Origin of the sequence: Rhodococcus sp. MH15, assembly GCF_019266045.1 — a bacterium.
Lineage (GTDB): Bacteria > Actinomycetota > Actinomycetes > Mycobacteriales > Mycobacteriaceae > Rhodococcus_F > Rhodococcus_F qingshengii.
In genome coordinates, this window is record NZ_LPNP01000060.1 from 138,332 (window position 1) to 160,885 (window position 22,554).

The following is a 22,554-nucleotide window of genomic DNA, read 5'->3' on the forward strand; positions in this document are numbered from 1 at the left end:
TACATAGTTAACCTATGCAATAATATTCTTCGTGACAGACGAAGAACAGCAACTGCACGAACTACTCGTCGACCTCGTGAGCAATACGCACCGCTTCGCGAAGCTGGCAGGCTCCTTCGCGTCTGATCAGTACCCACGCGCCTGGCTGCGCGCACTCTCGCTACTCGAGGAATACGGCGAAATGCGGATCAGCGACTTCGCTCGACTCGACAGAAGCTCGCAGCCCTCTGCCACTGCACTACTGCGCAAACTCGGCGAGAACGGTTACGTCGAACGCCGCGCCGACCCCGAGGACGCCCGGGCAGTTCGAGTGGCCATGACGGACAAGGGACGAAAGATCTTGAACGACGGCCGAAACGAGATCGCCGACGCTCTAGTCCCCCACTTCGTCGAACTCGGGCCCGAGCAGATCAAGAAACTGGCCGACGGATTGGCCGAATTGCGTTCCATCATCAAGACTTCCGATCCCAGCTGAAACACCCACCACTGAAAAAGGAGGTGGCCGTGAGCAACACGACCGCGACATCAACGCACCAGAACGAGGCTCCGCCGAGCCTCCTGAAACAACCGAAAGCGGTGTGGGCGGTAGCCTTTGCCAGCGTCATCGCCTTCATGGGCATCGGATTGGTCGATCCGATCCTCAAACCGATCGGCGAACAACTCGACGCCACACCGTCGCAGGTTTCGCTGCTGTTCACCAGCTACATGCTCGTCACCGGCGTGGCCATGCTCATCACCGGTGTGGTGTCCAGCCGCATCGGCGCCAAGAAAACACTTCTTGCAGGCCTTGCCATCATCATCGTGTTCGCTTCTCTGGCAGGCGCTTCCAGCACCATCGGCCAGATCGTCGGATTCCGTGCGGGCTGGGGACTCGGCAATGCACTGTTCATCGCAACGGCGCTCGCGGCAATCGTCGGCGCGGCCAGCGGCGGCGTGGCACGGGCGATCATCCTGTACGAGGCTGCACTGGGAATCGGTATCGCAGTCGGACCGCTGGTCGGCGGAGTTCTCGGTGACATCAGCTGGCGCGCACCGTTCTTCGGCGTCGCAGCCCTGATGGCGGTCGCCTTCATTCTCATCGTCGTGATGCTTCCGAGCGCACCCAAGCCCGAACACCACACGTCCATCGCTGCGCCCTTCCAGGCGTTGCGGCACCGCGGGCTACTCACCGTTGCCATCACCGCGCTGCTCTACAACTACGGATTCTTCACGCTGCTCGCGTACACGCCGTTCCCCCTCGACATGGGGGCGTACCCGATCGGATTCATCTTCTTCGGTTGGGGCCTGATGCTGGCGATCTCGTCGGTTTTCCTCGCCCCTCGCCTGCAACGACGCTTCGGCACCCTGCCGATGATGATGCTGGCACTGACCCTGTTCGCACTCGACCTGGGCATGATGGCGCTGTTCACCGAGAACAAGATCGTATTGATCGTCGGTGTCGTCCTCGCCGGTTTGTTCCTCGGCGTGAACAACACACTCATCACCGAAACCGTCATGATCTCAGCTCCCGTGGAGCGGTCGACCGCCTCGGCTGCTTACAGCTTCGTTCGATTCGTCGGCGGCGCCGCTGCTCCGTGGGTAGCCGGCAAGCTCGGCGAATCCAACGTCCACATGCCGTTCTGGGTCGGCGCGGTGCTCACCCTCGCCGCCGTATTCGTCCTGTCGAGCGGACGTAAGGTTCTCGCTCACGTCGACGACCACGATCCCGCGCCGCACAGCGTCGACGAAGCACTCGCCGTCACCGTAGGCGACTGACCCATGTGAGTGGTTGAGGAGCGCAGGGACTCCTTAACCACTCACGGGGCGTCAGCTCAGGTTCAGATCTTCCAGGCCCAGCAGCGAGCGGTACTCGACGCCCTCGGCACCGATCACCGCATCCGCACCCGTGGCGCGATCTACGACCGTAGCGACTCCGACCACGGTGGCCCCTGCCTCGCGCAGGGCCTTCACTGCTGTCAACGGCGAATTGCCCGTCGTGGTCGTGTCCTCGACAACCAGGACACGCTTGCCGACGATGTCCGGGCCCTCGATCTGGCGCTGCATCCCGTGGGCCTTCGCAGCCTTGCGGACGACAAACGCATCGATCGGTCGGCCGGGAGCGTGCATCACCGCCATGGCAACCGGATCGGCGCCCATCGTCAAACCACCGACGGCGTCGAAATCCCAGTCCGCGACCAGTTCACGCAGCAGCGAGCCGATCAGCGGCGCTGCCTTGTGGTGAAGTGTCGCGCGGCGAAGGTCGACGTAGTAATCGGCTTCCTTGCCCGAGGACAACGTCACCTTTCCGTGTACAACAGCCAATTCGCGCACCAGCGCAGCCAAATCCTCACGATCGCTCATGAGTGCTCAGCCTACCGACCACTGCCTTGTGTTCGGCTTCTGCCTCTGGGCTACGTCCGGCTTCCGCCTCTGGGCTACGTCCGCCCGCGGCCTCGTCCGACGATGTTGGTCAGCCGGCGAACCAGCCCCTTGGGAACGAGACGCCCGGCCGTCGTGAGGACCTTGTACTGGAATCCCGGAATACTGATGACCTTGTCGTCACCGAGATCCTTCATCGACGCCGCAACCACCTGGTCGACGCTCAGCCACATCGGCTTGGGGATCGTGGACATCTCGATGCCCGCGCGCTCGTGGAACTCGGTGCGAATGAAGCCCGGGCACAGCGCCTGCACGCGCACTCCCGTCCCGGCCAACCCGCCGGACAGCCCTTCGGTGAACGAGATGACATAGGCCTTGCTTGCCGAATACGTCGAACCCCGCCCGGACAGCAGGCCCGCGACGCTCGCCACGTTGACAATCGTTCCGTGCGCCGACGCGATCATGCTGGGCAGCGCCGCACGGGTCAGCCGCATCACGGCGGTGACGTTGACGTCGAGTTGAGACTGAAGGAGCGCCGGATCGGCGGTCCAGAACTCGCCGGAGGTACCGAATCCGGCGTTGTTCACCAACACCTCGACGCCTTTCTCCAGACGAAGCGCGACCGTGTCGCGTCCGGCCTCCGATGCGAGATCGGCAACCAGAATCTCCGACTCGGTGCCGAACATCGTCTTCAACTCGGACGCGAGGTCGTGCAATCTGACCTCGTCACGTGCGACGAGAACCAGGTCGTATCCGAGGGAGGCGTATTTCTTGGCGAAACCGGCGCCGAGACCAGAGGTGGGTCCGGTCACCAGGGCAACGGGACGCACAGGGCGATCCGAGTGGGAAGTCGACATACCGGCCACGCTAGTGGTTATCGCGCCTGGACGGGAACCTTAAAGGTCAGTCGACCGGGCGAATTGTGCCCGAGCGCTGCGACGCCGGGCGCTGAGCCGGCTTGTCAGCCGCCTCGGGCTTGCGCAGCGATTGATCCGGACGTGGCGCAGATTCCCGCGGTGCGGGCTCACGCGGTGCGGACTCACGCGGGGCAAATTCACGCGGCGGAGCGTCACGGGGCGGCTGCTCTTGACGCGAACGGGGCTGTTCTACCGGATCCGGAGTTGGGCGAGACTTCTCGGCGCCCGGCCGCGGGCGGCTCGGATCGTGATCGACCTCGAGTTCGTTGGGATCGGTGACGGGAGGCAGGACATGCAGAATGCCGGACAGGCGCGCAACCGACTCGATTGCCGCGTCCCAGTCCCGGCCGTTACTGGTCACCGGAAGCGAACCGAGCGTCCACTGCCCTTCGCTCCACAGCATGCTGATCGACGGCGGAACCGATTCGGTGAACGCCACCATGCGCTGATCACAGACACGACGTGCGATCTCGAGATCGGTCGCGAAGACGACTCGTGAACCGATCGCACCCAACAGGTTCAGGTCGCCGTCCTTGGGCGGAGCCGTCGACTTCAACCGAAGATCGATGTCGACGTCCGACCCGATCTCGCGGCGAACAGCCACGATGGTTGCGGTCTCCTCCAGGTCGAACAGCACGAACTGCTCTCCGCGACGGCGGCCGCGGACGACGTCGGTAGCAGTCAGGTAGTCCTGCTTGGCCATGACCGCGCGGTGCCATTCGCCTGCCAGCTGATCGTCAGTGGCCGTGTACGTGTAACCCTGCGCCTTGGCCCAGATCTGACGCACTCGCCCGGATTGATCTCGCCTCGTCCTGTCGACGTACAGAAGCGCACCCGCGCCTGCGAGTGCAATTGCTGCCAGTCCGAACCACATTCCAGTCATCACCCTCCAGGGTAGCGACTCGCGGCCTCAACCTCCCGCGACACCCTGGTGGACTCGCCCGATGTGTCGTGAACGACTCAGTTGCCGAACTTCGGCAGCGACGTACTCAGAATCGTGTTGGCGGTCATCGTGCCGTTCTCCACCGGCGTGCCGTCGACGACGATGTTGTCTCCCGGTTGCAGATCGGCGATGGTGGCGCGGTTGAGCGCGATGAGCGTGGTGTCCGCGGTGGTCAGAATCGTCACCTGCGAACCCCCGATCGAATCGATGACCAACGTGCCGCCGTCGTTCGACTTCACGGTGCCGACGGCTCCCCCGGCGTCACCGATGACTTCGCCGAGCCCGCCTGGAAGCTGGCTGAGCGGAGAATCCGTCGTCGGAGTCGGCGCCGTGGTGCTGGCCTTCGGCGGTGTCGTGGTGGGCGCCTGCGTCGTGGTGGTCGGGGGAACGAAAGCGGTCTGGGTGCCCTTGTCGTTCGAGCCGAACGCCGAGAACGCGATGATCGCGATCACGGCGACCAGGATCCCGACCACACCGGCGGCCACCCACGTCGCGAGCTTGCGCTTCTTACCGCCGCCCGACGATCCATCGTCGATGAACGGCTGTTCCGGCGGAACTCCACCGCCACCACCGGCAACCGGATACTGCTGTGTATTTCCGTACTGCTGCGTGTTCCCGTACTGATCCGGGTTCCCGTACTGCTGAGCGGTGTACGGCGGATAGGCCTGCGTCGCACCAGGCGGCGGGGCCTGCGGATCGAACTGCGGGTTGTAGGCAGGGAACGCCTGAGTGGGATTCGGCTGCTGCCCCTGCTGCCCCAAGTACTCCGTGTTCTGATCCGGTCCGCCGTAGGGATACTGCTGTGCCCCCGGATACTGCTGTGCCCCCGGCGGCTGACCGAAATACTCCGTCGGCTGGTTCGGATTCTGGCCGGACACCGTCCCGTACTGCTCCGTCGGCTGGTCGGGCGTACGCCCCCACACCTCGGTCGCCTCGGGATCCTCACGGCGCGGCCCACCCGAGTTACGCGGATCGTTCTGATCGGTCATGCCTGGCTCACCTTCGGTTGGGACGAAAGAGCGTCGGAGTCGTTCGGAGAGGCGCGGGTGCACTCGTCCCCGGTTCGAGCATCCAGCCATCCAGGGTAGAACAAAATGCGAATGCCCCGCCGATCCAAGTGGATCGACGGGGCATTCCGCTTACCGAATCAGGAGAGAACCAACTGATCCGCGTCCTCGCTGACACCGACGTGCACGGTGTCGCCGTCCTGGACCTTGCCGGCCAGGAGCAGCTTGGCGAGCTGGTCGCCGATCGACTGCTGAACGAGTCGACGCAATGGCCGAGCGCCGTACAGCGGGTCGTAGCCGCGCACTGCGAGCCACATCCGAGCCGCACCGTTCACCTCGAGGGTGAGACGACGCGCAGCCAGACGCTTCTGCAACTGCTCGAGCTGGATGTCCACGATGTGCTCCAACTGCTCCTCGGAGAGCGAGTCGAAGATGACCACGTCGTCGAGACGGTTGATGAACTCCGGCTTGAACGCGTGGCGTACCGCATCCATGACCTGCTCCCGCGTGCCACCGGATCCCAGGTTGGAGGTCAGGATCAAGATGGTGTTGCGGAAGTCCACCGTGCGGCCTTGACCGTCGGTCAGTCGGCCTTCGTCGAGTACTGCGAGCAAGACGTCGAACACGTCGGGGTGTGCCTTCTCGACCTCGTCGAAGAGGACCACCGAGTACGGGCGTCGTCGAACTGCTTCGGTGAGCTGGCCACCGGCTTCGTAGCCGACGTATCCCGGAGGAGCACCGACGAGTCGGGCCACCGAGTGCTTCTCACCGTATTCGCTCATGTCGATGCGGATCATCGCGCGCTCGTCGTCGAAGAGGAAGTCCGCCAAGGCTTTGGCGAGCTCCGTCTTGCCGACGCCGGTCGGGCCGAGGAACAGGAAGGAACCGGTGGGCCGATTGGGGTCGGCGACACCTGCTCGGGCGCGGCGAACCGCATCCGAGACGGCGACGACGGCGTCGGTCTGGCCGACGACGCGCTTGCCGAGTTCGGACTCCATGCGGAGTAGCTTCTCGGTTTCGCCTTCCATCATCCGGCCGGCGGGGATTCCGGTCCAGGCTGCGACCACGTCTGCGACGTCGTCGGGCCCGACCTCTTCCTTGAGCATCACGTCACCGTCGGAGGCAGCTCCGGAAGCGGCTGCTGCCTCTTCCAGTTCCTTCTCGAGCGCCGGGATACGGCCGTAGCGCAACTCGGCTGCCTTGCCCAGATCGCCGTCACGCTCAGCGCGTTCGGACTCTCCTCGCAGGGTTTCGAGCTGTTCCTTCAGCACGCGCACCGAGTCGATGGCCTGCTTTTCGTTCTGCCAGCGGGTGCTGAGCTGATTGAGCTTTTCGCGGTCGTCCGCGAGTTCCTGACGCAGCTTCTCGAGCCGAGCCTTGGACGCGTCGTCGGTTTCCTTCTCGAGTGCCACTTCTTCGATTTCGAGTCGGCGAACCGTGCGTTCTACCTCGTCGATCTCGACGGGACGCGAGTCGATCTCCATACGAAGTCGCGATGCGGCTTCGTCCACGAGGTCGATGGCCTTGTCCGGCAGGAACCGCGACGTGATGTAGCGGTCCGACAGCGCGGCAGCCGCCACCAACGCGGAGTCGGTGATGCGCACGCCGTGGTGCACCTCGTAGCGCTCCTTGAGGCCGCGCAGGATACCGATGGTGTCCTCGACCGAGGGCTCACCGACGAGCACCTGCTGGAAACGACGCTCGAGTGCTGCGTCCTTCTCGATGTACTTGCGGTACTCCTCGAGTGTGGTCGCACCGACCAGCCGCAGCTCACCACGGGCGAGCATCGGCTTGATCATGTTGCCTGCGTCCATCGCGGATTCACCGGTGGCTCCGGCGCCGACGATGGTGTGCAACTCGTCGATGAAGGTGATGACCTGTCCGGCACTGTTCTTGATGTCGTCGAGGACAGCCTTGAGGCGTTCTTCGAATTCACCGCGGAACTTGGCACCGGCGACCATGGACCCGAGATCCAGGGACACGACGGTCTTGCCTCGCAGCGATTCCGGGACGTCACCCGCGACGATGCGTTGGGCAAGGCCCTCCACGATCGCGGTCTTGCCGACGCCGGGCTCACCGATGAGTACCGGGTTGTTCTTGGTACGACGCGAGAGCACCTGCACGACACGGCGAATCTCGGTGTCGCGACCGATCACCGGGTCGAGCTTGCCGCTACGTGCAGCTTCGGTGAGGTCGGTGGAGTACTTTTCCAGCGCTTGGTAGGTGCCTTCGGGCTCCGGGCTGGTGACGCGAGCGCTACCGCGGACGGTGGTGAAGGCTTCACGCAATGCGTCCTGGGTGGCGCCGTGCCGTACGAGCAACTGTGCGACGTCGGAGTCGCCGCCGGCCAGTCCGTAGAGGACGTGCTCGGTGGAGACGTATTCGTCGTCCATCTCGGTGGCGAGGTGCTGAGCAGCAGTGAGTGCCGCGAGTGCCTCACGCCCGAGTTGCGGGGTGGAGCTTGCGCCGGTTGTCTTGGGTAGGCGATCGACGATTGCCTGTGCTTCACGGTGTACGACCGTGGGGTCGACGCCTACAGCTTTGAGTAGTGGGGCAGCGATGCCGTCGGTCTGGTCGAGCAATGCGACCAGCAGATGGGCAGGCCGGATATCGGGGTTACCCGCCGACGACGCCGACTGCAGTGCAGCCGTCATCGCAGCCTGGGTCTTGGTTGTTGGTGTGAACGAGTCCACTTGTCACCTTTCTGGCGAAGTCGAACGGGAAGAGCCGCGACCGGTTGGTATTGCGACTGTGTCAATATGCTCAACGCGGACAAACTTGAGTCTATTCCGCTCAAGTTTGTTTTCGCCAGGCCGAGTTGGTTTCGTAGGTCACATTTTCAGCCGTACTAGAATTGTGGCGAGAGTTGCAGCTGGTGCGAAAGGGGGATGGATTGGATCCGACAGTGATCGCCCGTCTGCAATCCAGCCTCGATTCTCTGACCGACGACGAAGAGAGCCGTGCGCACTTCTCGGCAGTGTTCTACACCGGCCTCTTTGCGGAACATCCTCTGTACCGCTCATTGTTCCCCGCCGGGATGGAATCGCAGGGCCACCGTTTCTTCAGAGCCATCGAGTTCGTCGTGAAGAATCTGCCCCAGCATCGCCGAATCCGGAAGTTCCTCACCCAACTCGGCCGCGACCACCGTCGCTACGGCGTCGAGCGTGAGCACTACGAGGCCGCCGGCGTCGCTCTGAAGCGTGCGGTTCGGTCGATGTACGGCACGAGCGCGCACAGCCGCTACAAGTGGACGCCGGAGCTGGACGAGGCCTGGTCTCAGTTCACCGACCTCGTCGTCGGCACGATGGCCGACGGCGCCGAATCCGATACGACCCCGGCGCTCTGGGGCGCAACCGTGGTCAGCCACGAACGAGTCCTCGACGATCTGGCGATTGTGCGCCTCGAAGCCGACCCACCCATTCCGTACGGAGCGGGGCAATACGTAGGTGTTCAGATTCCCCAGCGCCCGAAAATGTGGCGGTACTACTCACCGGCGATTCCGACCAACCCTTTCGGTCAGCTCGAGTTCCACATCCGCAAGGTGTCGGGAGGATGGGTCAGCCCCGCGATCGTCAGCGAGACCAACGTCGGTGACCGCTGGGTCATGTCCACTCCCCTCGGCGGTCTCGAGGTCGACTTCACCAGCGACCGTGACGTTCTCATGATCGGGTCCGGCACCGGTATCGCTCCACTGCGGGCACAGGTGATGGAAATGTCTCAACGCGCGCACAACCCGCGCGTGCACCTGTTCGTCGGCGGCCGCTATCCGTGCGATCTCTACGACCTCGAAACCCTCTGGCACATCTCGCTCAGCAACCCGTGGTTGACCGTCGTGCCGGTTTCCGAAGAACCCGAAAACCCTTGGTGGCACAACGGACCGGTGCTCGAACCACCGTTCGGAATGCACAGCCGGCTGATCGGACCGATCGGAAAAGTGGTCGCGCAGTTCGGTTCGTGGGCCGACCGTCAGGTGCAGATCTCGGGGTCACCGTCGATGATCAAGACAACCGTCTACGCCTTGCGTGCCGGCGGAACTCCGCTCGACCAGATCCGGCACGACCCGCTCTACTGACTACAGGAGAACTTTCATGGCCCAGCGAACCTGGTCGAGCACAGTCGTCGAACATCACCGTCTCCGTGAGGATCTGGCGGTTGTTCGTCTTGTCGGCGACGTCGTCCCGTTCCGACCGGGCCAGTACGTCGACGTCAGCGTCCCGCAGAATTCGCGGTTGCTCCGTCGACTCTCCCCCGCACTGCCTCCCTCACACGACGGGAAGTTGGAGTTTCACGTCAAGACGGTTCCCGGTGGTTGGGTCAGCGGTTCGATAGTCAAGGACACCCAGCCTGGTGACGTCTGGCAGATCCTCGACCCGCGCGGCAACCTGTCCGTCGACGAGAACGGCCCCACCGTCATCATGGTCGCGGGCGGAACCGGTTTGGCCCCACTCCGGTCGATCATTCTCGATCTGGCTCAGACCCCGAACCCGCCGCAGGTGTACCTCTTCTTCGGTGGCCGAACGCTTCGTGATCTCTACGCTGCGGACATGCTGTGGCTGCTCGCCGACCAGTTTCCGTGGTTGCAGCCCATTCCTGTCGTCGAAGATCTCTCCGACGGCGGCCCGCCCGACGGATGGTTCGACCGGTTGAACGTCGACATCGGATTCGGCGACGATCATCTCATCGAAGGCACGCTCGCCGACGTCGTCGCGTCGTACGGTGCGTTCACCGAACATCAGGTCCTGGTGTGCGGATCGGCGGCCATGGTTCGGTCGACGCGTGATCGATTGATCGAGGCCGGAACGCCGGCCGAGGTCATTCAGTTCGATCCGTACTGACGGTCAGTACGTCGGGTCGTTGCGAACGGTGTCGACGTCGATGCCCACTGCGCGAAGCCTGAATTTGGTGCTGTTGACCATGGATTCGCTGCCGACGACCTGAATGTCGTAGCCCGCCCAGTCCCCGAACGAGGTCACGACCTTACCGACCTTGCCGACGATGCGCCGCTTCATGCCGATCGGCGGCAGTGGCTCCGCTTCGGTGTGCCACCAGGGATTCTCGTCTTCTTCGGAGACCGGGATGATCGTGAGCCACGGGTACTTCTCGGCCAGCTTCCACAGATGCGGAAGGTCGTAGAGATCGCACGGATGCTGTCCGGAGTAGAACAGTTGGACCTTGCGAGTGTTGCCGCGTCGGATCAGTTCGAGGATCTGAGCGCGAAGAGGCGCGACACCTGTTCCCGACGCGATCATCAAAAGGTCCTTGGAGTTCTCCGGAATCCCCAAGGCGCCGATGGGCGAACCGACCACCCAGGTGTCACCGACAGCGGTCTGGTTCACCATGACCGGGCTGACCCACCCGCCGGTGACCTGGCGGATGTGGAACTCGAGGATTCCGGTCCCGTCGTACGGCGCGGCCGGAGAGAGGTAGCGCCACATCCGTGGCCTCGCGGCGACCTGCACGCTGACGTACTGACCGGCGCGGTACTCCATCGTCTGGTCGAGTTGCAGCCGCACGACGGCGACGCCCTTGATGACCGGGCGGCATTCGATGACCGTGGCACTCCACGCGGGCGGACCGTCTTCCGCGTTGGCGGCATCCATCATCGCCGCCGAGATGATCGCGAGCGCGTTACGCCACGCGCTGTCGACCTCGTCGGTCCACATTTCGGCGCCACCGAAGGTCTCGAGTGCTTCGATCAAGGCATTGCCGACTGCCGTGTAGTGCTCGTCGGTGACGCCGTACTTACGGTGATCGCGGCCGAGCTGTGCGAGGTACTCGAGTATCGCGTCGGACTCGTCGAGGCGTTCGACGACGTGAGCGATAGCGCTGACAAGCCGGTCACGCTGCACATCCATCGCTGCCGGAAAGAACTCCCGGGTTTCGGGCGATCGAGCGAACAGGATCGAATAGAAGGTACGGGCGAGCCGTTCCGGACCATCTTCTACCGCAGCGACGGATTTGAAGCTCGACCGGACCAGAGAGATTGCTTGCGAATCCACGCTCATCCTCGTCCCGACTAGACGCGGCAAGACCCGCCGCGGAATTTCGTCTGCAGCTTATGTCACAAATGTCTGACTCGTAAATCATTCTGGACAAGTGTCACAATGCGACCCCATTTCGCGGTGTGACCGTCCCTTTCTTATTCTTGCGTGCAAGATAAACAAGAGCTTCGACACTCTCGATCGCCGAGCTAACGTTCAGCGAAATCTCAACCAGCCAAACAGGAGTCGTGCCGTGGATTTTGTTCGACAGGACGAATTGCCCACCGATAGCGGGCTTACGTCCCAGATCGCCTCCACTACCCCGACGCTGACCGAGCTTCAACGTCGGGAACTCGAGTGCGTCGAATTTTTCGACTCTCCGGAACTGGGCCACCTCCCGACGTCTCGGCGGCGTGAGGCCTTGCGTGAACTCCATCGGACCGGCACCTACACGCACACAGCGGAGGAATTGCTCGTCGGCGCCAAACTCGCGTGGCGAAACCACGCCAGGTGCGTCGGTCGCGCGCATTGGCGGACCCTCAAACTCATCGACGCGCGCGATGCCGTCACGGCTTCCGCTCTCGCCGAAGCATGCTGGGAGCACCTGCGACTGTCGACCAACGGCGGCGCTCTGCAGTCGGTCGTGACGGTCGGACCACTCCCCCGCGAGGACGGTCAGGAGTACCGAATCCTCAGCCCGCAACTGATCCGCTACGCCGGCTACCGGCAGCCTGACGGCACCATTCTGGGCGACCCGTGGCACGTCGATCTGACTGCTCAGGTCACCGCGATGGGGTGGAAGGGCGCCGGTACGCCGTTCGACGTTCTCCCCGTACTGATTTCGGTTCCCGACGAACCCCTGCAGTACTTCGACGTCCCGACCGACCTGGTTCTCGAGGTCGAGATCGAGCATCCCGAATACAGCTGGTTCGCTGATCTGGGGCTTAAATGGCATGCCGTCCCTGCGGTCTCGGACATGAACCTCGACATCGGCGGAATCGTTTATCCCTGCACGCCGTTCAGTGGTTGGTACGTCAGCACCGAGGTAGGCGCACGCAACTTCAGCGACACCGATCGCTACAACATGTTGCCCACCATCGGAGCGATGATGGAGCTCGACATGAGCCACGACCGCACGCTCTGGAAGGACCGCGCACTGGTCGAACTGAACCGTGCAGTTATCCACAGCTACCGCAAGGCCGGCGTCATCATGGTCGACCATCACACTGTCGCAAAGCAATTCATCGATCACATCGCGCGTGAGGACAAGGCCGGGCGCAAGTGCCCGACCGACTGGTCATGGGTGAACCCGCCCATGTCCAGCTCGCTCACGCCGACGTTCCACCGCCTGTACGACGAGCCCGATCTCGACATCCGGCCCAATTTCGTGACAAAAAAGAAGAAGGGCACCGACCAAGGCCGGTGCCCCTTCCACAACTGATCGCGCTCAGAAGGGGATCTGCCCCAATCCGACGCCGACCACGAGCATCGTGATCGAGATCAGGCCCGCTCGCCACAGAACCTTCTTGTGGTGATCCGCCAGAGAAACACCGGCGAGTGTGACCAGTAGCAGGATCGCCGGGACCAGCGGGCTCTGCATGTGCACGGCCTGCCCGGTGATCGAGGCGCGCGCCATCTCCACCGGCTCGATGCCGTACTGCGCTGCAGTCTCGGACAGCACCGGCAGCACACCGAAGTAGAACGCGTCGTTGGTCATGAAGAACGTGAGCGGGATACTCAGGACGCCCGTGATGACGGCGAGGTGCGGGCCCATCGCGTCGGGGATGACCTGAAGCAGCCACTCTGCCATCGCCTCGACCATGCCGGTTCCCTGGAAAACGCCGGTCAGCACCGCTGCTGCCAGCACCATCGCGACCACCGAGACGATGCTCGACGAATGGCGTGCGATTGCTTCACCCTGATCCTTGACCGCCGGGAAGTTCACCGCGAGGGCGATCGACGACGCGATCATGAACAGCACCGGGATGGGCAGGATGTCCATCACGAGTACGACGAGAAGGATCGTCGTCAGCGCAGCGTTGAACCAGAGCAATTTCGGCCGCAAGGTGTCCCGCTTGGGGTCGAGGCCGTCGATGAATCGTCCGGTGTCGCCGCCGTCGTCCTCGGAGTCGTTCGAGCCGCCGGTGCCGGCGCTACCGGTGCTGGAACTTCCACCGTTTCCGACCTTTTCGAGGATGCGCTCAGAAGTCAGGACCAAAGTCCCGATCCTGCGGCGCTCCATGATCCCGAGGTGAATCGCGAATCCGAGCACCATGATCAGGCCGACGATCAACGACGGCACCATCGGCACGAACACGTCGGAGGGTGAGAGTCCCAGCGCGCTCGCGGCCCGGACGGTCGGGCCGCCCCACGGAATGATGTTCATCGTCGCGTTGGACAGGCCGGCGATCACCGTCAGAACGACGGGACTGACACCGAGTTTGAGGTAGAGCGGAAGCAGCGCCGAGGTCACGATGATGAAGGTCGTCGAACCGTCTCCGTCCAGCGAGACCACCATCGCGAGCACTGCGGTTCCGACCACGAGCCTCATCGGATCGTCTCGCACCATCCGCAGGATGAGCTTGACCAGCGGATCGAAGAGGCCGACGTCGATCATGATTCCGAAGAAGATGATCGCGAAGAACAACAGCGCCGCGGTGGGTGCGAGCGACTTGATGCCGTCGGTGATCATGTCGCCGATTCCGAGGCCGGCCCCGGCAAGTAGTCCGAAGGCCACCGGAACCAGAGTCAGTCCCACCACCGGGGTCGCGCGTTTGGTGAGAATCAGGAACATGAACACCGCAACCATGAGGAAGCCGAGTGTGACGAGCATGATGAACTCCTTTAGTGCTGAATTGCCGAGAAAAACGGCACGGCAAATCGAGCCGGTGACCTTCGTGGAGGTGAAACGAAACTTCGGTAGTGCTCAGTTGATGCCGGGCGGATCGAGTGTTGCGTCGACGAACCGGGATTGATCGGTGAGGAATGCGGAGAACTCGGGTTCGGTGAGAACTGCACTGTTCCAACCGTTTCGGCGAGACAGCTCGTTCCAGCGCGGGCTTGCCGCCAGATCCCGCACCAAATTCTGCAAGTGCTGACGCTGATCGTCCGTCAGGCCCGGCGGCGCCATGAGACCCCGCCAATTGGTGAACGTGACGTCGACGCCAGACTCCGCCATCGTGGGCGCATCCACCGCCGGGGTACGGGCCGGCGAACTGACCGCAAGGACCCGAACCGTGCCTGCCGCAATCTGATCGAGGTATTCACCGATACCGGTGGCGGCTACGTCGACCTGCCTCGTGAGCAGTGCGGGAAGCAGTTCGCCGCCGCCGTCGTAGATGCGGTACGGGGAGCGCGACGGATCGACGCCGACCGCCCGTGCGAACAGAAGGCGGAACAACCCGTCCGGTCCACCTTCACTCGAACCACCGCCGATCGAGATCGACGACGGATCCGCCACCCAGGCCTGCGTCAGATCGGCGAGAGTTTTGTACGGTGAATCTGCTGGAACCAGTAGCGCTTCCGGTTCTTCGACGAGTCTCGCAATCGGTGTCACGTCGGCAAGTGTGTGCTCGGACGGCAGTATCTCGAGCGAACCGAGAACTCCGAGCCCCATGACCATGAGTAGGTCGGGATTCCCGCTTTCGAGAGCCAACCGGTTGAGTCCGACGATGCCGCCCGATCCGGGCAGCACAACGACGTCGGCGTCGACGGTCCCTTCGTCGGCCAGTGCTTGCACCATGGTCCGGGCGGTCAGGTCGTAACCACCACCGGCCACCGAGGGCACCAGTACGCGCAGTTCTTCGGAACTCTCACCCGCTCGGCCACCGGCGAAGAAGGACTCGACCGGAGTGCATCCGGTCGAGAGCACGAGAGTCATCGCGCAGGCACCGAGCAGGGCGATATGCCTGCTCAGCCGCTTCGATGTGCTCATGGCTTCGTCCTTGTCTGCCGGTACCGATGTGTGAACAGGTTTCATACTGACGCACTTTGTGACTGGGGTCACCATTGGGAAAGCAAATTGATTTGTGCTCATTGTGCTCACGAACGGCCACTTTCCCGGCATCGAACTGAAGGCTAGGGTCTGGCTGGTGTCCTCAGGAAACGAGCAGGCGGAGCGAGAGAGCAAGTCGTCTCTGTTTGCCCGACTGTTTCGCCGCCGGCACACTCTGGCGACACAACTTCTCGAACTGCAACTTCTGATCGTCGTTGCAGTTCTCGTGTGCGTCACCGCCCTCTCCCTCGCACAGTCGTCCGCGAGTTTCCAACGCGAGGAGGGACGTCGCGCACTCTCGGCAGCGGAATCGCTCGCAGCCAATCCGGCAGTACGCGAGCTACTCCCCCAGGCGCAGACCCGTCTCCGCTCCGGACTACAAGGTTCGGTCGACTCGGTACGCGCCATCTCGGGCGTCACCTACGTCTCGCTTGCCGACGCCGACGGCAGTGTCGTCATTTCGACGCGTCCCGGTGATGTCGGCATCGACGCACGTCAGACGGAGGATCGGTCGTGGACGGGTTTGGTCGACACGCCCTCCGGCAAGGCCGTGGAGGCGCACGTTCCGATTCTCGGCAGCGAAGGAGCGATTACCGGAACCGCGATCGTCGGCATCGAGTACCCCTCGATCTGGACACGGCTGCTGCAGTCTGCACCGAATCTCCTGGTATACCTCGCGGTGGCATCCCTTCTCGGCGGCGTCGGGTCGATCCTGTTGGCCCGCAGGGTAAAACGGCAAACCCTCGGCATGGAAGCCGGCGAGATCCTGGACCTGGTTCGCCAACGTGAAGCAATGCTGCGCGGTCTCAAGGAAGGCGTCATCGCATTCGACGCGCAGGGAAAGGTGGTGCTGATGAGCGACAGTGCCCACCAACTCCTCGACATCCCACGCGGCAGCGCCGGTAGATCGGTGCGGGACCTCGGTCTCGACGACCGCCTCCAGAGTGTACTGACCTCCGGCACAACCGAATCCGATCAGTTGGTTCTTGTCGGCGATCGCCTGCTCGTCCTCAACACCGTCTTGATCGAATCGAAAGGCCGCACCATCGGGTCGGTCACCACTTTCCGCGACCGCACCGAATTGCGCTCCGTGGAAGAAGAACTCGACGTGACCAAAACCAGCACCGACGCACTACGCGCCCACATCCACGAGTTCGACAATCAACTGCACACCATCTCCGGCCTCATCCAGCTCGGCGAGTATGACGAGGTGGTCGGCTACGTCGAGGGTCTGACCATGGAGCGCGCGCAGGTCAGCGCGACCGTGACCGAGAAGATCGCCGACGTCGGCACCGCCGCACTCGTGATCGCCAAGATAGGTGCTGCTGCACAGGGGTTGGTCACGGTCGAGCTGGCGGCGGACACGCATCTGGAACCGGTGGACCGCAGACTCGGACGAGATCTCGTGACAGTGGTCGGAAACCTCGTCGACAATGCCGTCGACGCCGTCGGTGAGATGCCGGAAGCCGCGCGCCGCAAGGTTCGGTTGTCGATTCGGGGCCGCGGCACCGCGGTCGAAGTGCGGGTCGAGGACGCCGGCCCCGGTATCGCGCCGGAGAATCGCGACAGGGTGTTCGGCCAGGGTTGGAGCACCAAGGGACAATCGAGTGACGGACACGGTTTCGGTTTGGCGCTGGTGCGCCTGACGTGTCGTCGGCGGGGCGGCGACGTCACCGTGAGCACTCGTTCGGCAGAGGACATCGAGTGGACTGTCTTCAGCGCAGTCCTACACGACGGAGAGGGCGCATGATCCGGGTACTGGTGGTCGACGACGACTTCATGGTGGCGAAGGTGCACAGCGGATTCGTCTCACGGATAGACGGTTTCGAAGTGTGCGGCGTTGCCCATTCGGCCGAGACCGCGCTGGCCGCAGTCGGTGAGTTGCAACCCGACCTGGTGCTTCTCGACGTCCACCTGCCCGGCACCACCGGACTCGATCTGATCGCCCCGTTTCGCGAGCTGGCACCGGAGCTGGATGTTCTTGTCATCACTAGTGAGCGCGAGGCCGGCTCGGTCAAGAAAGCGCTGCGCAGCGGCGTCGTGCATTACCTGATGAAGCCCTTCACGTTCGAGGTTCTCCGTGAGCGTCTCGAGCGTTACCGATCGACATATGCGAATCTCGACAGCTCCGGCGAAGCAGAACAGGAGGCGGTGGACGAGGCTTTCGGCGTGGCAGGTGGCGCGACAACGGCGTCGTCCCTCAAGGGTCTACCGAAAGGACTCAGTCCTGAGACCCTTCAGCTGGTCGAGGCAGCACTACGAGACGAAACCGAACCCGCCTCGGCCACAGATATTTCCGAGAGGGTCGGCATCTCACGCGCGAGCGCGAGGCGCTACCTCGAATACCTCTACGAAACCGGGCGGTCCACCACTTCGCTGAAATACGGAGTGGTGGGCCGCCCGGAACGTCGTTACGTCTGGAAACGCTGACCCTTCGCTACACGACGCTGGTTCCTAGACCGCGCGGGCGCTGGTCTCCCAGTACCGCGCGCGCAGCGCCTTCTTGTCCAGCTTGCCCAGCGGTGTCAGCGGGAGTGATTCCACGAAGTCGATGCTCTTGGGAGCGTGAACCGAACCCTTGGCTGCCTTCACCTTGTCGACCAGTTCCTCGGTGTCGACGGTCAGTCCGGCACGAAGTACGACACAGGCCTTGACGGCTTCGCCCCACTTGTCGTCCGGCACACCGACTACCGCCACCGACGCGACGGACGGATGCGCCGAGATCACGTCTTCGATTTCGCGGGGGAACACGTTGAAACCACCGGTCACGATCATGTCCTTCTTGCGATCGACGATGGACATGAACCCGTCCTTGTCCTTGCGCGCGATGTCGCCGGTGTGCAGCCAACCACCCCGGAACGCCTCGGCGGTTTCGGCCGGCTTCTTCCAGTAGCCCTTCATGATCAGCGGGCCACGGACGCAGATCTCACCGAGTTCTCCCTGCGGCACCTCGTTGAGGTCGTCGTCGAGCAACCGGACGTCGAGCCACGGCACCGGACGCCCACACGTGGCGAGGCGGGCCGGATCGTCGGCGAGGTGTTCTTCCTTGCGCAGCACCGAGATAGTCATGCCGCACTCGGTCTGACCGTAGAACTGGAAGAAGATCTGACCGAACTTCTTGATGCCCTCCTGCAGTCTGGCGGGAGACATCGCGGACGCTCCGTAAAACAGCGTCTGCAAACTCGAGACGTCCCGCTTGGGCAGATCGGGGTGGTCCATGAGCATGTAGATCATGGTGGGCACCAACATGGTTGCCGTGATCTTGTGCTTCTCGATCGCTTCGAGCACAGCACCTGGCTCGAAGGCAGGCAGGACGATCAACGCACCGCCGCGCAGCAAGGTCGGGATGAAGAACGCTGCACCTGCGTGTGAGAGTGGCGTGCAGATGAGGAAGCGATTGTCCTCGGGCCACTGCCACTCCGACATCTGGATCTGATTGAGCGCAGCACCCGAACGGAAGGATCCGACAACACCTTTGGGCTTGCCGGTCGTTCCACCGGTGTACACCATGCTGCTGGCGTCTTCGGCGTCGACGTGCGCTGCCTTCAGCGGCGCGGGCTCGAACGTGGCAGCCAGCGCGAGGATGTCGATTCCCACCTCGGACGGCCCCATCGAGAGCACGTTGGTCAACGAGGGTGACGACGCCTTCAACTCGGCGGCACGCTCTTCGAAGGCATTGGGATCGAAGATCAGCGTCTCGATCTCGGCGTCGTCGACGATGTACTTGTGGTCGTCGAGCGATCCCATCGGGTTCAAGGCGCTCGCCCGGCAGCCGGTGATCATGGTCGCGCCCATACTGATCAGAACCTCGGGGCGATTCTTCGACAGCATCGCGGTGCTGGTGCCCTGAGTGATTCCCAAAGACGCGAGCGCCTGGGCGAAGCAGCTGATCTGATCGCGCATCTGACCGCCGGTGAGGATCACGTCGCCGAGGTACAGCGCGGGCTTGTCGTGATTGCGTTCCAGAGCGGTGATGAGCAGGTCCGGACCGTATACCGGTCGGTGCAGGTCAGCGAACTCGTCTGTCATCTGGTCTTCCTTCTGCTCGGCGCGTGCAGTCATCGAGATGTGCTCCCGGTCACGGATACGATATCCAGAATTGCACAAAACTGGAACAGGTTCCACCTCTTCGATCGAATCCGAGAATGCTCCCGATCAGCGGGAAGCCCGTCGTCACCCGCGAGAGCGGTGGTTAGCGTCGATGTACCCACCGAGACGACAGCGTCTCGGTCGCGTCCAACGGAGAGTGTCATGACTACCAACCTCGGTACCGCCCACTTCACGGCAACTGCTCCGCGTACTGCCACCACGCTCCTCTCCGATTTCGACTCGTTGTACGGCACCGTGCGCTCGGCACCCGACGGGGCCGTCGTCGAGCAGGACGTCGTGTTCTTCGGACGCCCCGATCCCGGCGCACTGCTCACCGGATCCGTGAGGGCGTTGAGTTCGACACTCGAGCGGATCACCGAATACCACGACCAGACCGGCCATCTGGTGGCCGAGGTCTTCGTCCGGGAAGCCCCGACAGCGGGCACCGGAACCGATTCCGTTGCCGCCCTTGCTGATTTCGCTGCTCGTCGTTACGGCTCGGCGTCACTACGACGCTTCCGCGGACGTTGCACCGCGACTTCCACGGGAACAGATCTGCACTGCTCCGTGACAGTGCTCGCGACGTACGAGAAGGACCACGAGAGCGTGGCCGACGTAGCTCTGGTCGCCACCGATCCCGCTGGGGTGGTCACTGCCCGGGCCTGGGCGACTTACGCGATCGACGATGTGGCGACACTCGCGAGCTGAATCTCTGCAGGTCACCGAGTAGGCGTTCCATCCAGCGGGAACTGCCGTATCTCCAGCGGACGCTTCGTCGTTGTATGAGACGGATCACATCACTGGAGCGTCGCAAGACGCGGCTCGGAGGAAGACATGGCACTCGGAACCGGCCCACTCACCACTACGGACACCCCGACGCAGACGGGCGCCGGCGAGGAAATTCGAGAAATCGAAGCGGCAGCGCCTCCCGCACGGTTCGCACGTGGATGGCACTGCCTCGGACTGAGCAATACCTATCGCGACGGTCAGCCCCACCAGATCGAGGCATTCGGCACCAGCCTTGTCGTCTTCGCCGACAGCAAGGGCGACATCAAGATTCTCGACGCATACTGCCGCCACATGGGTGGCAACCTTGCTCACGGAACCGTCAAGGGCGATTCGATCGCCTGCCCGTTCCACGACTGGCGTTGGGGCGGTAACGGAAAATGTACGGCGATCCCCTACGCACGACGCGTTCCGCCGCTGGCCAAGACGCGGGCATGGATCACTCTCGAGAAGAACGGTCAGCTGTTCGTCTGGCACGATCCCCAGGGAAATCCCCCGCCCGCCGAGGTCACGATCCCCGACATCGAGGGCTTCGGAAGCGATGAGTGGAGCGCCTGGAGCTGGAACACGCTCACCATCGAAGGCTCTCATTGCCGCGAGATCGTAGACAACGTCGTGGACATGGCCCACTTCTTCTACGTTCACTACTCGTTCCCCAAGTACTTCAAGAACATCTTCGAAGGTCATGTCGCGAGCCAGTACATGGAATCGGTGGGACGTGAGGACGTCATCAGCGGCACCAACTACGGCGATCCCAACGCTGTGCTCCGTTCGGATGCTTCATATTTCGGACCGTCGTACATGATCGACTGGATCAAGAGCGAAGCCAACGGGCAGATCATCGAGACCGTCCTGATCAACTGCCACTACCCGATCTCGAACAATGCGTTCGTCCTGCAGTACGGCGCGATGGTCAAGAAGCTACCCGGTATGGACGACGAGTCCACTGCCGCGATGGCCGCGCAGTTCACCGAGGGCGTCGAGATGGGATTCCTTCAGGACGTGGAGATCTGGAAGAACAAAGCTCCGATCGACAACCCCCTGCTCTCCGAGGAGGACGGCCCGGTTTACCAGTTGCGTCGCTGGTACAACCAGTTCTACACCGACGTCGAGAATGTCACGGAAGACATGACGAAGCGCTTCGAATTCGAGATCGACACCACCCGCGCAGTGGAGAGCTGGAAGCGGGAAGTCGCCGAAAACGTTGCCGCACGCGACGCCCAGGCACTCGAGACAACCTCCTGATCCGCAGTCGAAAACACTGCTGAGACAACCAGACTGGATGCAAGGAACAACATGACGTACGAAGTGCTCGAACAGATCAACGCGATGGCCGACGACATCTTCGCCGAAGGCATCGAGGCCGAGCGGATCGGCCGGGTGGCCGACGACACCGCCAAGAAGATGAAGGCAATCGGTTCCATCCGCATGCTGCAGCCCAAGGAGCATGGCGGCATGGAGGCGCATCCGCGCGAATTCGCCGAAACCGTCATGCGCATGGCTTCACTGAACCCGTCGGCCGGCTGGGTCCACGGGATCGTCGGAGTTCACCCGTGGCAACTCGCGTTCGCGGATCCCAAGGTGCAGCAGGAGATCTGGGGATCCGATGCCGACACCTGGATGGCATCGCCGTACATGCCCGGCGGAATGTGTATCCCCACCGACGGCGGCTACAAGTTCTCCGGCCGCTGGCAGTTCTCCTCCGGTACCGACCATTGCGACTGGGCATTCCTCGGCGCGATGGCGTGCGACAAGGACGGCAACATGGAGATGCCGCCGCGCATGCTCCATGTGATCATTCCGCGCACCGACTACGAGATCATCGAAGACTCGTGGGATGTCATGGGACTTCGCGGCACCGGCTCCAAGGATCTCGTAGTCAAGGATGCGTATGTCCCCGATTACCGCGTCATGGACTGCGACGAGGTCATCGACGGCACGGCAGTGCGCAAGTACGGGCGCACCGAGACGCTGTACCTCATGCCGTGGTCGAACATTTTCCCCCTCGGAATCACCGCCGCCACGATCGGCATCTGCGAGGGAATGCTCTTCCACGCCAACGAGTACCAAGCCGATCGCATCAACGCGCAGGGCACGGCGATCAAGGACGACCCGTACACCTTGTTCGCCATCGGTCAGGCAACCGCCGACATCCGGGCTGCGCGCGACACCCTGCTTGCCAACGTCGACCGCATGTGGGATCGAGTGGACGCTGGCAAGGAAGTGACCTTCGAGCAGCGCGCGGAGGGACGTCAGACTCAGGTACAGGCCGCCTGGCGCGCCGTCAACGCAATCGATCAGGTCTACCCACGCTGCGGTGGCAACGCATTGCGGATGGACAAGCCGCTTCAGCGATTCTGGCGCGATGCTCATGCTGGACAGCATCACGCAATTCACGTGCCGAGCACCGTTTTCCACGCCGCATCACTGAGCCGTCTCGGCGCAGACCCGCAGGGTCCGCTGCGGGCGATGATCTGAT

19 protein-coding genes are annotated in these 22,554 nt (G+C 63.0%); 10 read left to right on the plus strand and 9 right to left on the minus strand.

The window, feature by feature from the left end; genetic code table 11:
* Positions 1–31: 31 nt before the first annotated feature.
* A complete protein-coding gene (locus tag ATN37_RS07330) occupies positions 32–475 on the plus strand; it encodes a MarR family winged helix-turn-helix transcriptional regulator (RefSeq protein WP_003944339.1) in 444 nt (147 codons plus the stop codon).
* A gap of 23 nt (positions 476–498) precedes the next feature.
* Positions 499–1,755, plus strand: a complete 1,257-nt coding sequence (locus ATN37_RS07335) for an MFS transporter (RefSeq protein ID WP_003944384.1) — start codon at positions 499–501, stop codon at positions 1,753–1,755.
* Positions 1,756–1,806: 51 nt separating this feature from the next.
* Here ATN37_RS07335 and pyrE read toward each other — a convergent pair whose 3' ends face one another.
* The 5 genes from pyrE to clpB form a co-directional block, all read right to left on the minus strand.
* Positions 1,807–2,340, minus strand: coding sequence for an orotate phosphoribosyltransferase (gene pyrE / locus ATN37_RS07340; protein WP_003944385.1), 534 nt, complete (start codon positions 2,338–2,340; stop codon positions 1,807–1,809).
* A 74-nt stretch (positions 2,341–2,414) separates the two neighbouring features.
* On the minus strand, positions 2,415–3,215 hold the full coding sequence (locus ATN37_RS07345) for an SDR family oxidoreductase (protein WP_037131478.1): 801 nt from the start codon (positions 3,213–3,215) through the stop codon (positions 2,415–2,417).
* Between the two features lie 46 nt (positions 3,216–3,261).
* On the minus strand, positions 3,262–4,149 hold the full coding sequence (locus ATN37_RS07350) for a hypothetical protein (protein ID WP_003944407.1): 888 nt from the start codon (positions 4,147–4,149) through the stop codon (positions 3,262–3,264).
* Positions 4,150–4,235: 86 nt separating this feature from the next.
* Positions 4,236–5,207 carry a hypothetical protein gene (locus tag ATN37_RS07355; RefSeq protein ID WP_064688856.1) on the minus strand — a complete coding sequence of 324 codons (972 nt, stop codon included), beginning with the start codon at positions 5,205–5,207 and terminating at the stop codon, positions 4,236–4,238.
* A gap of 158 nt (positions 5,208–5,365) precedes the next feature.
* Positions 5,366–7,918 carry an ATP-dependent chaperone ClpB gene (clpB, locus tag ATN37_RS07360; RefSeq protein WP_007726750.1) on the minus strand — a complete coding sequence of 851 codons (2,553 nt, stop codon included), beginning with the start codon at positions 7,916–7,918 and terminating at the stop codon, positions 5,366–5,368.
* A gap of 182 nt (positions 7,919–8,100) precedes the next feature.
* Between clpB and ATN37_RS07365 the strand changes: the two genes are divergently transcribed.
* Together ATN37_RS07365 and ATN37_RS07370 are read left to right on the plus strand one after the other, a co-directional pair.
* On the plus strand, positions 8,101–9,297 hold the full coding sequence (locus ATN37_RS07365; RefSeq protein WP_007726748.1) for an FAD-binding oxidoreductase: 1,197 nt from the start codon (positions 8,101–8,103) through the stop codon (positions 9,295–9,297).
* A 16-nt stretch (positions 9,298–9,313) separates the two neighbouring features.
* On the plus strand, positions 9,314–10,060 hold the full coding sequence (locus tag ATN37_RS07370; RefSeq protein WP_003944435.1) for an FAD-binding oxidoreductase: 747 nt from the start codon (positions 9,314–9,316) through the stop codon (positions 10,058–10,060).
* A gap of 3 nt (positions 10,061–10,063) precedes the next feature.
* Here the strand turns inward: ATN37_RS07370 and ATN37_RS07375 are convergent, their stop codons facing one another.
* Positions 10,064–11,224 (minus strand): globin domain-containing protein, encoded by a 1,161-nt coding sequence (locus ATN37_RS07375; RefSeq protein ID WP_218694956.1) that lies wholly within the window; start codon positions 11,222–11,224, stop codon positions 10,064–10,066.
* 235 nt (positions 11,225–11,459) lie between these two features.
* On the opposite strand from ATN37_RS07375, the gene ATN37_RS07380 reads away from it, so the two are divergent.
* Positions 11,460–12,647, plus strand: a complete 1,188-nt coding sequence (locus tag ATN37_RS07380) for a nitric oxide synthase oxygenase (protein WP_042924169.1) — start codon at positions 11,460–11,462, stop codon at positions 12,645–12,647.
* Between the two features lie 6 nt (positions 12,648–12,653).
* Here the strand turns inward: ATN37_RS07380 and ATN37_RS07385 are convergent, their stop codons facing one another.
* Positions 12,654–14,039, minus strand: a complete 1,386-nt coding sequence (locus tag ATN37_RS07385) for a CitMHS family transporter (RefSeq protein WP_003944372.1) — start codon at positions 14,037–14,039, stop codon at positions 12,654–12,656.
* Positions 14,040–14,132: 93 nt separating this feature from the next.
* On the minus strand, positions 14,133–15,185 hold the full coding sequence (locus tag ATN37_RS07390; RefSeq protein ID WP_058038573.1) for a tripartite tricarboxylate transporter substrate binding protein: 1,053 nt from the start codon (positions 15,183–15,185) through the stop codon (positions 14,133–14,135).
* A gap of 112 nt (positions 15,186–15,297) precedes the next feature.
* On the opposite strand from ATN37_RS07390, the gene ATN37_RS07395 reads away from it, so the two are divergent.
* On the plus strand, positions 15,298–16,950 hold the full coding sequence (locus tag ATN37_RS07395; RefSeq protein WP_230359592.1) for an ATP-binding protein: 1,653 nt from the start codon (positions 15,298–15,300) through the stop codon (positions 16,948–16,950).
* On the plus strand, positions 16,947–17,630 hold the full coding sequence (locus tag ATN37_RS07400; protein WP_003944308.1) for a response regulator: 684 nt from the start codon (positions 16,947–16,949) through the stop codon (positions 17,628–17,630). Before ATN37_RS07395 ends, ATN37_RS07400 begins: the two co-directional genes overlap by 4 nt.
* Before the next feature lie 24 nt (positions 17,631–17,654).
* Here ATN37_RS07400 and ATN37_RS07405 read toward each other — a convergent pair whose 3' ends face one another.
* Positions 17,655–19,229, minus strand: coding sequence for an AMP-binding protein (locus tag ATN37_RS07405; RefSeq protein ID WP_039972740.1), 1,575 nt, complete (start codon positions 19,227–19,229; stop codon positions 17,655–17,657).
* A gap of 222 nt (positions 19,230–19,451) precedes the next feature.
* Here ATN37_RS07405 and ATN37_RS07410 point away from each other — a divergent pair, with 222 nt between their 5' ends.
* The 3 genes from ATN37_RS07410 (at position 19,452) to ATN37_RS07420 (ending at position 22,553) form a co-directional block, all read left to right on the plus strand.
* Positions 19,452–19,997 (plus strand): hypothetical protein, encoded by a 546-nt coding sequence (locus tag ATN37_RS07410; protein WP_003944299.1) that lies wholly within the window; start codon positions 19,452–19,454, stop codon positions 19,995–19,997.
* 126 nt (positions 19,998–20,123) lie between these two features.
* Positions 20,124–21,320, plus strand: a complete 1,197-nt coding sequence (locus tag ATN37_RS07415) for a Rieske 2Fe-2S domain-containing protein (protein WP_058038551.1) — start codon at positions 20,124–20,126, stop codon at positions 21,318–21,320.
* Between the two features lie 51 nt (positions 21,321–21,371).
* On the plus strand, positions 21,372–22,553 hold the full coding sequence (locus tag ATN37_RS07420; protein WP_218694958.1) for an acyl-CoA dehydrogenase family protein: 1,182 nt from the start codon (positions 21,372–21,374) through the stop codon (positions 22,551–22,553).
* The last annotated feature ends 1 nt before the right edge of the window (position 22,554 follow it).

Bases quoted from the DNA above. Each gene is read 5' to 3' on its own strand.
- pyrE (WP_003944385.1), bottom strand. From the start codon at position 2,340: ATGAGCGATCGTGAGGATTTGGCTGCGCTGGTGCGCGAATTGGCTGTT.
- ATN37_RS07345 (WP_037131478.1), bottom strand. From the start codon at position 3,215: ATGTCGACTTCCCACTCGGATCGCCCTGTGCGTCCCGTTGCCCTGGTG.
- ATN37_RS07350 (WP_003944407.1), bottom strand. From the start codon at position 4,149: ATGTGGTTCGGACTGGCAGCAATTGCACTCGCAGGCGCGGGTGCGCTT.
- ATN37_RS07355 (WP_064688856.1), bottom strand. From the start codon at position 5,207: ATGACCGATCAGAACGATCCGCGTAACTCGGGTGGGCCGCGCCGTGAG.
- ATN37_RS07370 (WP_003944435.1), top strand. From the start codon at position 9,314: ATGGCCCAGCGAACCTGGTCGAGCACAGTCGTCGAACATCACCGTCTC.
- ATN37_RS07385 (WP_003944372.1), bottom strand. From the start codon at position 14,039: ATGCTCGTCACACTCGGCTTCCTCATGGTTGCGGTGTTCATGTTCCTG.
- ATN37_RS07390 (WP_058038573.1), bottom strand. From the start codon at position 15,185: ATGAAACCTGTTCACACATCGGTACCGGCAGACAAGGACGAAGCCATG.
- ATN37_RS07400 (WP_003944308.1), top strand. From the start codon at position 16,947: ATGATCCGGGTACTGGTGGTCGACGACGACTTCATGGTGGCGAAGGTG.
- ATN37_RS07405 (WP_039972740.1), bottom strand. From the start codon at position 19,229: ATGACAGACGAGTTCGCTGACCTGCACCGACCGGTATACGGTCCGGAC.
- ATN37_RS07410 (WP_003944299.1), top strand. From the start codon at position 19,452: ATGACTACCAACCTCGGTACCGCCCACTTCACGGCAACTGCTCCGCGT.
- ATN37_RS07415 (WP_058038551.1), top strand. From the start codon at position 20,124: ATGGCACTCGGAACCGGCCCACTCACCACTACGGACACCCCGACGCAG.
- ATN37_RS07420 (WP_218694958.1), top strand. From the start codon at position 21,372: ATGACGTACGAAGTGCTCGAACAGATCAACGCGATGGCCGACGACATC.